The organism is Empedobacter sp. GD03861 (genome assembly GCF_029840885.1).
GTDB classification, from domain to species: domain Bacteria; phylum Bacteroidota; class Bacteroidia; order Flavobacteriales; family Weeksellaceae; genus Empedobacter; species Empedobacter falsenii_B.
Genome location: NZ_JAOCDJ010000006.1, coordinates 102,696 through 114,724 on the forward strand (window position 1 = coordinate 102,696; position 12,029 = coordinate 114,724).

The following is a 12,029-nucleotide window of genomic DNA, read 5'->3' on the forward strand; positions in this document are numbered from 1 at the left end:
TTTTTACTTTTTAAATTATTGTACTTGAATTGCGATAGATGATGCTTCTCCAGTTGCTCCTGAATTTGTACGATATTTAATATCGAACACACCAATTACATCGCCTTTTTTCGCTTTCGAAATTGCTCCAGCCGCTCCTGACATTTTATTTCCAGAAACACGTACTGTTGCTTGACCTGGTACTCTTACATTGAAAGATGTTACTTCTCCCGAAATTGGGAATAAGAAATCTGGCCAATCTACGCGAATTGTTTGCGCTGCAATTCCATTATCTGGAATAGCTGGACTTGTATTTCCTAAGATTACACCACGTGCTGGTGGAACTGGTTTGATACGGAATGTTTCTTTTACTGACAATGTTTTTCCTGAGCTTGCTCTCGCAGATGCCGTAAACACCACTTCGCTTCCTCCTCCAGGAGTATAATTCCATTTATTAGCTCCAGCAGAAGAAGGACTTCCAGAAGAAGCACTTAAACTAACTGGTCCATTCGCTCCATTAATTGTAGCAGAAATAGGGTTAGTAACTCCACGGTAAACTACACGTAAATTATCTGCAACAATAGAACCTCCTGTTGGATCTTTTTCAATAATCTCTGCAGCCTTTTTATCTAATGTTTGTGCTACAACTTGATAAGTTGAAGGTGCAATATTAACCGTTTTCGTTTGTCCATTCGATACATAAGTAATGTTACCTGTTAATTGATGCATACCAACTGATGATGTATTCAACTTAATAGAAGCTTTACCATCAACAACAGCAGCAGAACCAACACTTGTAGAAACAGAACCTTTGATAGAATTATCGTAAGCTCCTAAAACTACATTAAGAACAGCTTCATCACCTACTTTTACAACACCTGGCGATAAGAATAAACCTTGGAATGCATCCAACTCGATTTTCTCTTCTAATTTACCAGATAATAATGCTCTTACTAAGTTACCTTCTTCTGTACGTGCATCCATTTGCATTTTAGATAAATTCGTTAATGACGCAACCATTGGTTGATCATAGAATTTTTCTTGCATCCAGCTTTGATTTTTCGTTTTTGGTGTTGTTCCAAAAAATTCGTTGATACGAGCTTCAGCATTTTTAGCATCTGGACTTTGCTTAGCAAAAGTCATTAAGAAATTTCTGAAACCATCAATTTTGTTCGTAAACTCTTGTGCTTTCTCATTTCCTTTGTCACCTCCTTTTCCTTTAAAGAATAAAGAAACTACAGGCTCTGTATTAGACAATGCATTGTAATCTGTATCTTCCGATCCTGAAACAAAATCAGCACCAGCTAATTCTTTTTTCAATCCATCAATATAAGCAACAAAATCATTTGTTTGCTTTTTAACTTCTGCAGCATCTGCTTGAGTTTTTGCATAAGTTGGGTCGTCCTTCGCTTTTAGATCAATTTGACCATAGAAGGTATCGTTATTTGTTTTCGTTAAAGTCGTTGTTGACTCTAAAGAAGTATTTATCGTTTCGAAAGATCTCAACACCTCACGATCCACGTTCAAAGCCATCATTGCAATGAACACGAGATACATCAGGTTGATCATCTTCTGACGTCCGGTTAGTCTACCACCTCCTGCCATAATAATTTATAGAATTAATGAATAATTAGTTTAATTTATCGTACAATGATTAGTTGTTTTTCATTGCAGAAAGCATACCTCCGTATACTTTGTTTAATGCATTAATGTTAGCAGAAAGCTCTTGCATTTCTTTCAAGAATTGCTCTGAACTACCTGAAGATTTTTGCATTTCTTCGATAAATTGTTTATTTAATTCTACTTGTTTTTGGCTATTTACAATTTGCTCAGCATATACAGCATTTAATTGGCTGATGTTAGTTGATGCTTTTGCAATTTCGTTGCTATATTGTTCTGTTGAAGCGACAGCAGATGTTGTTGTGTTTAATTCGTTAACAGCTGAACCAAATTTATCTAAAGAACCACGTAATCTTTCGAAAACTTCTTTATCTAATTTTGCATCTGCTAATACTTTGTCTAACTCAGCAGTTAAATTATTTCCTGCAGTTGCAACAGCAGCAGTTTTTCTTTGTACTGGTTCTCCATTTAATAATTCTGGATAAGCTTTTTCCCATTCATAGCTTCCTTGAGGTTTATCGAAAAATGCTGAATAAAAGAAGACGAATGCTTCAGCTACTAATCCGATTGTTAAGATTAAATTGGCTGATATTGGTCCTAAATTCGTGTGCGTAATTTTACATAATGCCCCGATAATTACTACTGCGGCAAAGAAATTATACAAAAAATTTGTAAGACGTTCTTGTTTTGAAGCTTGTACTGCCATAAGAGTGCTTTTTATTAAATTGTTTTATTAATTAGGTTATTTGGTTTTTCTAAAATTTACTTTTGATCCTTCTGGGAAAGATTGAACTGTACGGAATCCGATGAAACTTCTTGCAGAATCTTTGTGTTCCCAATCTCTTGCTGAAGTCATTAATAAATATCCAACATCTTTCCAAGATCCTCCTCTTACACTTCTATTTACTTCTCCAGACATTGTAATTGACGGATTAAGTGATGAAGACATTGTATAAGATGATCTGTTATACGGAGAACTTGTCCATTCAGCTACGTTACCAGCCATGTCATAAAGACCATATCCATTCGCACGGAATGTTTTTATAGGAGCCGTATACATGTAACCAGTTTTCTTGCCATCGTTGATTTCTAAATAATCTCCACGTTTTGGTTTGAAGTTCGCTAGATAACAACCTCTATCATCTGTTAAATAAGGACCTCCCCAAGGATAAGGTGCATTTTCTAAACCACCTTTCGCTGCGTATTCCCACTCAATTTCTGTTGGTAAACGGTAACTAATAACTTTTACTTGACTTCCTCTTTTCTTTTTATTATTCAATGCTGTGTTATGATATCTTGTGCGGAAATCACAAAAAGCTGTTGCTTGATTCCAGTTAACACCTACAACAGGATAATTTGCATAAGCTTTATGCCAAAAATAGTCTTGGTGCATTGGATCATTGTACGAATAGTTGAAATCTCTTACCCAAACTGTTGTATCAGGATAAATGTTTAAACTAAATTCTTTACGAAAATCTACACGGAAAGTACCACGTTTTTTTGCTGCAGCAGTTTGATCAACTGTCACATAAGAATAGTTTAATTTACGCGTGTCAATACGTCTTTCTCCATTCATACGCTCTTCTGGTGGATAATATAATCCTTCCATAACCTCTGCATAATCTACATCTGGATATTTGTATTTATCCCACTCCAAGCGCTGTTTCCAATTTAATTTCTTTGCATCTAATGATTGACCATCACGACCTGTATTACTATTTTTTAAATATTCGTCATATGGCGTTCCTTCTCCATCAGCAGATCCTGAAACGTAAGCATAAGCTCCAATTCCATCTCCGTCAGCCGAAGGATTCATTGGATCAAAACCTAAAGTTTCTGCCTTGTTTGCCAAAGCAGTACGAGCGATAGAATCTTTTACGTAATTTACAAAAATCTGATACTCAGAGTTTGTAATCTCTGTGTCATCCATAAAGAAACCTGTAACAGTAACCGTTTTTACTGGAGCATCATTTGTTTTTGTAAAATCGTAATCGGTTTGTCCTAAAACAAACGATCCACTCGGAATCGGAACCATTCCCTTTGGACGAACTGGCGTCCAAGCCGAAGATGTTTTCGAAACTATTTGTCCATCATTTCTATCACTACTCCCTCTGTTCTTCAGCATTTTACATGATGATAAAGAAAGAGATAGCAACAATGCACTTACCAAAATTCTATTCATTCTGTTATAGATTTATTTTTATACAGGTTTTATACTTTTAGTTCTCAATTAATAAGGCTACAAATTAAGGCAATTTATTAATTGATTTTTAAAATTGTTCTTTATTTTTTAATAAAATTTTTTGAAATATTTCCACCACCTATTCGGTATTTCACCATTCAAGGCTTGTTCATAATCTTTTTCTGAACACGGAATAATTTCAAATTTTCGCTCTCCATCAACAGTGTTATCAACTTCTATCCACAATTGATTGGTTAATATATTTCGGTAAAAAATATAATTGTATCCTTCTGTAGGAACAAAAATTTTCTCAAAATATTGTGTATCCTCAAAACTTTTTATCTCTGGACGGTGATTTTTTCCATCAATAAAATACCAAATCATCTGCGAAATTAATAGATGATCTAATTTTTTATAATTTTCGATATAATCACAAACGTAAAGTGAAGTCAATTTATTGCTGAAACCTAAATATCTTGTTAACGCACAGATTTCGCGCGAAGTAAATCCATTTGGCGTCATATTTTTTGAAGAAGAGAAATCCGAACCTTGCAAACTCGATAAATTAAGCAAAGCTGCATTAGCATCTCGAGAATAAGGTTCTATTTCTTTTACATTTTCAGAAATTAGCCCCAAACGAACAGCATCAAAATTTAACTGATCCAACAAATCTAATTTTTCTTGCGCAACAAAATATGTTTGAAAACCAATATTCGTGTAATCTAATAAATTGAAAGGCTCATTCGAAATAATTTTTGTTAAATAATTATTTTCTGTTGTTTGCGCTTCATCTTTATCTAATCGTAATTTATGATCGATTGTTAAGTAATAAACTTTATCAACAATTTCATCATACGCACGATATTGTTGATAACCTAAACTTGGATTTCCACCCAAAATAACAACGACATATCCATCACGAATTAATCCGTTTGTAACTTCTCTAAAAACTTTTTCGGTTTCGGCTTTATCATCATAATAAACAACATCACCAAAATCGTACAAATCGATCGACCAATTTCCCATTTGCAACTCATACAATTGTGTACGAACTAAGCTAAAATCTACATCTTCGATCAAATCTTTTTGTTTCGAACGAGATTCTGTTACACCAATAATCGCGATTTTATCGTTCGATTTTTCATCGATTTCGATCACATCTTCACGAAATTTTATAGCTTGTCCTAACGCAAAAGAATTACAAGATTTAGCAAAATCTTGTAATTCTTCAGAAACGGGTTTTAAAAAGTCTTTGTACATTACTTTTTAGTCGTTGTTTTTTTAGTTGTCGTTTTCTTCGCAGTTGTCTTTTTTGCTGGCGCTTTTTTAGCCGCAGCTTTCTTTTTAGGTTTTGCTGCTTCTATTAATTTTTCAACCTCAGCTAAAGTCAACGCTTCTGGATTCGTCTCTTTCGATAACTCAACTTTTATTTTTCCTTGAATCAAATTATAACGTCCCCAACGCGCTTTCTCTAATCGAATTTCCTGTTCTGACCATTCGCGAACAACACGTTCAGATTCTTTACGTTTTTTATCTTCAATCAATTCGATAATATCAGCTTGAGATAAATGATCGAAATCGTATTTTTTCGGAACATTAATAAACCATTCATTCCATTTGATAAATGGTCCAAAACGTCCTTTTCCTTTTGTTACATCATACCCTTCGTATTGTGCAATCGGTGCATCAGCTTTTAATTTTTCTTCGATTAATTCTACTGCACGATCAAATGATAAATCCATTGGATCTTCCTCTTTCGGAATCGAAATATATTTATCATCAAATTTCACATAAGGTCCAAAACGTCCAATATTCACTTCTACTTCGTGCGCTTTATACTCACCTAAAGTTTTTGGTAATTCGAACAATTTCATTGCCTCTTCTAAGGTAATATTATGAATAGATTGATGTTTTTGAAGACTTGCAAAGCGAGGTTTTTCTTCATCTTCTGCTTCACCAATCTGAATCATTGGTCCGAAACGTCCAATACGTGCATGCACTTTTTTACCTGAAACAGGATCAATTCCTAACTCGCGTTCTCCAGTTGCACGATCTGCATTTTCTTGAACATCTTCTACAACATGATGAAATTTCGTGTAAAATTCATCAATCATTTTTGTCCAATTCAATTTACCTTCCGCAATTTCATCAAAACTATTTTCGACACGCGCCGTAAAATCATAATCCATCACATTCGTAAAATAATCAACCAAGAAATCATTTACCACGATTCCGATATCAGTTGGCATTAATTTGCGACGATCAGCTCCAAAAATTTCTTTTTGTTGAACTTTTTTGATTTGATTATCGATTAACGTTAAGGTATTATATTTTCGTTCTTGACCATCCAATTCCCCAACTTCCACATAGCCTCTATTCTGGATTGTAGAAATCGTTGGTGCATAAGTTGATGGACGACCTATTCCTAATTCTTCTAATTTTTTTACCAAAGATGCTTCTGTATAACGAGCCGAAGGACGAGAAAAACGTTCAGTACCGTTTATTTCATCTGCTTTCAATTGCTCATTTACTTTTACACTTGGTAATAATACTTTATCATCATCAGCATCTTCGTCGTCAAACGATTCTTGATATACTTTTAAGAAACCATCAAACACAATTACTTCTCCTTTCGCTTGGAAAATAAAGTTGTTTTTGTTGTTATCAATATCAATAATAGTTCGTTCCAATTCTGCATTTGCCATTTGAGAAGCAACTGTACGTTTCCAAATTAATTCGTACAATTTTCGCATAGAATCGTCTGCATTTATTGAATGATTTTCGAAATGCGTTGGACGAATCGCTTCGTGCGCTTCTTGTGCAGATGAATTTTTGTTTTTATATTTTCTTATCTCAACATATTTGTTTCCGTAAGCAGATTCTATCTCAGCTTTTACTGCTGTTAATGCATCATCAGACAAATTCACACTATCTGTTCTCATATATGTGATATGTCCAGATTCGTATAATTGTTGTGCGACACGCATCGTTCTTGAAACTGAAAAACCTAATTTACGAGATGCTTCTTGTTGCAAAGTTGATGTTGTAAATGGTGCTGAAGGTGTACGCTTTGCTGGTTTCTTTTGTAAATCATTTACTTTAAAATCTGCTCCAACACATGTTTCTAAGAAATCTTCGGCTTCTTTTAACGTAGAAAATTCTTTTGTTAAAACTGCTTTTAATGTTCTTCCCTCATTTGTTTCGAAAATTGCAATGAATTTATATGACGAAACTGGAACAAAATTTTGAATTTCTTTTTCACGTTCAACAATTAATCGAACAGAAACTGATTGAACACGACCTGCAGATAAGCCTGGTTTGATTTTTTTCCATAAAATTGGCGACATTTCGAAACCAACTAATCTGTCCAAAACACGACGAGCTTGTTGTGCATCAACCAAATTCTCATCAATTTGACGTGGATTTTCTACCGCACGTTGAATCGCTTTTTTTGTAATTTCATTAAAAACAATACGTTTTGTATCTTTCTTTTCTAATCCAAGAACGTGATACAAATGCCAAGAAATTGCTTCTCCTTCGCGGTCCTCATCGGATGCTAACCAAATTGTTTGGGCTTTCGAAGACAATTTTTTCAGTTTACTTACAACCTCCTTTTTATCAGGTGTTACTTCGTATATTGGCTTATAATGATTCTCGATTTCGATTCCCATTCCTTTCTTTGGTAAATCGACCACGTGACCAAAACTTGATTCCACGATAAAATCATCACCTAAAAAACCTTGAATGGTTTTAGCTTTTGCTGGGGACTCAACAATAACGAGATTTTTAGACATATTGTTTTCTTAAAAAATTTCTGCAAAATTAATAACAAAAAAATGAAGCAGCCAAAAATGATTTTCAACTGCTTCATAATTTTGTCTATTTCATGTAAGGATTATCCTTGTAAATATCTGTTCCTATTTGGTCTATTTCTGATTGTTCATTGTCTTCTGTTCCTATAACTGTTTCATATAAAACATATGTAGCAATATAAATTAGAGGCATTGCTACTAATAATCCAACTCCACAAGCAAGTACGCCTAAAATTGCAACTCCAAAACAAGCCAAACAAAAAACAAATGCTGATCCGAAGTTTTTAAATAAAATACTTACACTTGATTTTATAGCTTCCGTTGTAGTAAAACTTGTAAACAATACAAAAGGAATTGCTAGTATTGATGTAACATAGAAAATAAATCCAGGTACAATACATAATAAAATACCTATGAATCCTAAAAATTGAACAGCTAAATATGTTGTAAAAATCACACCAAATTTTCCATCTTTATAATGAACAAACAAATCTGAAAAATCAGGATTTTGATGTTTATTAAATTTTTTAGCCATTGTCAAAATACTTACTGTAATCGGTGCTAAAGCTGCTGCAACTACAATACTAACAATATTACTCACCCACGCTAAAGGAGATGATGCTTCTGCAAACACTTCATTTAAATCAGATGGATCATTAATAACCATAGTTGGTGCTGAAATGATTAATCCTAAGAAGAAATTAATCATGAAACTAATTGCGAATGTTATTACAATTGCAAGAATTGCATATAAAGCGATTCCTGAAAAAATTTCCCATGATTTTGAAAAAATATCGCCAACGTTTATATTTACTCCTCGTTGTTTAATTTCTTCTATTCTTTGTCTAATTCTATCATCCATAGTTTTATATTTTTTTAGATTTCCTCAAATCTACAAAATGTTAATAAAATGCAAAAGAAAATTTTACTGCCAATATGTCACATAGATTTATTATTTTTGCACGATAAAATATCCATTTTAGAATGCATACAGAAGAAAAACATATAGATGAAGCAAGACAAGGAGAGGCTTTGATGACTGCTCCTACTCGTAATGCAACAAAGAAATTATTCTTAGAAAGTTACGGATGTCAAATGAATTTCTCGGATAGTGAAATTGTTGCATCTATTCTAAATAACGAAGGTTATCAAACCACTCAAAAAGTTGACGAAGCAGATTTAATTCTTTTAAACACTTGTTCTATTCGTGAAAAAGCTGAACAAACTGTTCGTAAACGTTTAGGAACTTTAAACGCAATCAAAAAACAAAATCCAAGTCTTAAAATTGGAGTTTTAGGTTGTATGGCGGAACGTTTGAAACATAAATTCTTAGAAGAAGAACATTTAGTAGATATCGTTGTAGGACCAGATGCTTACCGCGATTTACCAAACTTAATCAACGATGTAGAAGATGGTCGTGATGCGGTAAACGTACAATTATCAAAAGAAGAAACATATGCCGAAATTTCTCCTGTTCGTTTAGGTGGAAATGGCGTTACAGCCTTTGTTACGATTACTCGTGGCTGTGATAACATGTGTACATTCTGTGTTGTTCCTTTTACGCGTGGTCGTGAGCGTTCTCGTGATCCACATTCTATCTTGAATGAGTGTAAAGAATTAGCAGAATCTGGTTACAAAGAAATTACACTTTTAGGTCAAAATGTCGATTCATATTTATGGTATGGTGGAGGACCAAAAAAAGATTTCAAAAATGCAACTGATATTCAGAAAGCGACTGCTGTAGATTTTGCTCAATTATTAGACATGGTTGCTACGCAGTTTCCTAACATTCGTTTACGTTTTTCAACTTCTAATCCACAAGATATGGAAGAAGGCGTATTGCAAATGATGGCGAAACACAAAAATATTTGTAAATACATTCACTTACCTGTTCAATCGGGTTCTACCACTGTCTTAGCACGTATGAATCGTCAACATACTCGTGAAGAATATTTCGAATTAATTGATAAAATTCGTCGTATCGTTCCAGATTGTGCTTTATCTCACGATATGATTGCAGGTTTCTGTGGCGAAACAGAAGAAGAACATCAAGATACATTATCGTTAATGGAATATGTGAAATATGATTTCGGTTATATGTTCGCTTATTCTGAGCGTCCAGGAACGCCAGCGCACAAAAAAATGCCTGATGATGTTTTACCAGAAGATAAAAAACGTCGTTTACAAGAAATCATCGAAATGCAACAAAAACACTCTGCAGAGCGTATGAATAGTTATGTTGGAAAAACTCATGAAGTTTTGATTGAAGGAAACTCTAAACGTGACGAAAATTTCTGGTACGGACGTAATACACAAAACGCGGTTTTAGTTTTCCCTAAAGTAGAAGGAACTAAAATAGGAGATTTTGTAAACGTAAAAGCAAATAGCTGTACAACGGCTACTTTGATTGGTGAAATGATAGAAGGATAAACAATCAATCCGTCAATTGTATACTAAAAATAAAATTCGTCAATTCGAGTGATTTTTATAAATGAAATGATTAAAAATTGTATCGAGAATAGAATTTTAATAGTTTAAAACCTTATTTTCGATACAAACTCTAAAAAATTTTACTCGAAATGACGGTTTTAATAAGACAATAATTGAAATTTGATAGATCATTTTTCAAAAACCTAAAAAATAAAAAAATGGATTCTTTACAAACTATCAAACAACGTTTTGGAATCATTGGAAATAATGTAGCCTTGAATCGTGCTTTAGAAAAGGCGATTCAGGTTGCACCTACAGACATTTCTGTTCTTGTTATCGGAGAAAGTGGTGTTGGTAAAGAATTTATTCCGAAAATTATTCATAATCAATCAGCACGCAAACACAACAATTATATTGCAGTGAACTGTGGTGCGATTCCAGAAGGAACAATAGATTCTGAATTATTTGGACACGAAAAAGGAGCTTTTACAGGTGCAACACAAACACGTAAAGGTTATTTTGAAGTAGCCGATGGCGGAACAATTTTCTTAGATGAAGTTGGTGAATTACCTTTGGCGACACAAGTGCGTTTGTTACGTATTTTGGAATCGGGCGAATTTATGAAAGTTGGTTCTTCGGAACTTCAAAAAACAAATGTTCGTGTTGTTGCAGCAACAAATGTAAAATTGAAAGAAGCTGTTGAAAAAGGTAAATTTCGTGAAGATTTATATTATCGATTAAATACAGTTCAAATTGATATTCCTGCTTTGCGCGAGCGTAAGGAAGATATTAATTTATTGTTCCGAAAATTTGCTTCAGATTTTGCAAATAAATACAGAATGCCGCATATTGAGCTTTCTCCAGAAGCCCAAAATTATATTGCGAATTATCCTTGGCCGGGAAATGTGCGTCAATTAAGAAATTTTGCTGAACAAGTTTCTGTTGTGGAAAAAGACCGTGTGATTTCGTTAGAAAAAATCATGGAATTATTACCCAATAATTCAACAATGTTGACGGTAACAAATAAATCGAAAGATGGAAGTTCTTCTGATTTTATGGAACGTGAATTATTGTTCAAAGTTTTATTGGACATGAAAAAAGATTTGAACGATTTACGTGCTTTAACATTAGATTTAATCAAACACAAAGATGTTAAAGATTTTAATGGCAATACACAAGAATTGATTCAGCGCGTTTATCAAGATCAAAACGAACCAGAAGAAGATTTTGTGCCAAGTCAATATAATTTGGTTCCAACGAAATCTGCTCCAATTACACCAAATTATCAACAATCGCAATACGATTATTCGAACGATGTATATGATGTAAGTCCAATCGAAGAACCAGAATCTCTTTCGTTGCAAGATAATGAAAAGGAAATGATAAAATTGGCGTTGGAAAAACACAAAGGAAAACGTAAAATGGCGGCTGACGAATTGGGAATTTCTGAGCGAACATTGTACCGAAAAATCAAACAATATCATTTGTAATATGAACAAAATAAAACTATTCGTCCTTAGTATTTTTGCTATTTTTAGTTTAACAGGATGTATAAAATATTCACTTTCGGGAGCAGCAATTCAACCAGATTGGAACACAATTTATGTGGCAACTTTCCCGAATTACGCACCTCAACAAAATCCTACTTTGAGTCAAGATTTAACGATTGCCATTCAAGATATTTTTAGAAGTAGAACGAAGTTGAAGTTAAACTCAAACGAAAATTCTGACTTAATTATCGAAGGTGAAATTACGGGATACGATGTTGTTCCAGAAGCAATTCAATCGAATGATATTGCAGCAAAAAACCGTTTGACAATTTATGTAAAAGTTCGATATATCAACAATAAAGACGAATCAAAAAGTTATGACAGAACATTTTCTGCTTTCCAATTATATGACGGAAATGCGATGTTAAGCGCTGTAGAATCGTCAATTGTTCCTTTAATTATTGATGATATTCGCGACCAAGTTTTTGCGTCTATTGCGATGGATTGGTAAAAAAA

General features: G+C 33.7%; 9 protein-coding genes. 3 read left to right on the forward strand and 6 right to left on the reverse strand.

The features are described from left to right. Positions 1 to 15 precede the first annotated feature (15 nt). The 6 genes from N5D03_RS05200 to N5D03_RS05225 form a co-directional block, all read right to left on the reverse strand. Positions 16 to 1,584 (reverse strand): GldM family protein, encoded by a 1,569-nt coding sequence (locus N5D03_RS05200; protein WP_280051086.1) that lies wholly within the window; start codon positions 1,582 to 1,584, stop codon positions 16 to 18. Positions 1,585 to 1,633: 49 nt separating this feature from the next. After that, complete coding sequence (gene gldL, locus N5D03_RS05205) at positions 1,634 to 2,305, reverse strand: gliding motility protein GldL (RefSeq protein ID WP_125349619.1); 672 nt, start codon at positions 2,303 to 2,305, stop codon at positions 1,634 to 1,636. 36 nt (positions 2,306 to 2,341) lie between these two features. Continuing rightward, positions 2,342 to 3,724 (reverse strand): gliding motility lipoprotein GldK, encoded by a 1,383-nt coding sequence (gene gldK, locus N5D03_RS05210; RefSeq protein ID WP_280051087.1) that lies wholly within the window; start codon positions 3,722 to 3,724, stop codon positions 2,342 to 2,344. A 165-nt stretch (positions 3,725 to 3,889) separates the two neighbouring features. Continuing rightward, positions 3,890 to 5,041, reverse strand: coding sequence for an arginase family protein (locus N5D03_RS05215; protein ID WP_280051088.1), 1,152 nt, complete (start codon positions 5,039 to 5,041; stop codon positions 3,890 to 3,892). Then, the gene (gene topA, locus N5D03_RS05220; protein ID WP_280051089.1) at positions 5,041 to 7,575 is read right to left on the reverse strand and encodes a type I DNA topoisomerase; all 2,535 of its coding nucleotides are present in this window, start codon (positions 7,573 to 7,575) and stop codon (positions 5,041 to 5,043) included. Before topA ends, N5D03_RS05215 begins: the two co-directional genes overlap by 1 nt. Positions 7,576 to 7,660: 85 nt before the next feature. Next, positions 7,661 to 8,455, reverse strand: coding sequence for a hypothetical protein (locus N5D03_RS05225; RefSeq protein WP_125349622.1), 795 nt, complete (start codon positions 8,453 to 8,455; stop codon positions 7,661 to 7,663). A gap of 122 nt (positions 8,456 to 8,577) precedes the next feature. On the opposite strand from N5D03_RS05225, the gene miaB reads away from it, so the two are divergent. The 3 genes from miaB (at position 8,578) to N5D03_RS05240 (ending at position 12,024) form a co-directional block, all read left to right on the forward strand. Next, positions 8,578 to 10,023 (forward strand): tRNA (N6-isopentenyl adenosine(37)-C2)-methylthiotransferase MiaB, encoded by a 1,446-nt coding sequence (gene miaB / locus N5D03_RS05230; protein WP_125349623.1) that lies wholly within the window; start codon positions 8,578 to 8,580, stop codon positions 10,021 to 10,023. 218 nt (positions 10,024 to 10,241) lie between these two features. Next, a complete protein-coding gene (locus N5D03_RS05235) occupies positions 10,242 to 11,513 on the forward strand; it encodes a sigma 54-interacting transcriptional regulator (protein ID WP_280051090.1) in 1,272 nt (423 codons plus the stop codon). A gap of 1 nt (position 11,514) precedes the next feature. Beyond that, positions 11,515 to 12,024: an LptE family protein gene (locus tag N5D03_RS05240; protein ID WP_125349625.1), complete on the forward strand. Its 510-nt coding sequence runs from the start codon at positions 11,515 to 11,517 to the stop codon at positions 12,022 to 12,024. The last annotated feature ends 5 nt before the right edge of the window (positions 12,025 to 12,029 follow it).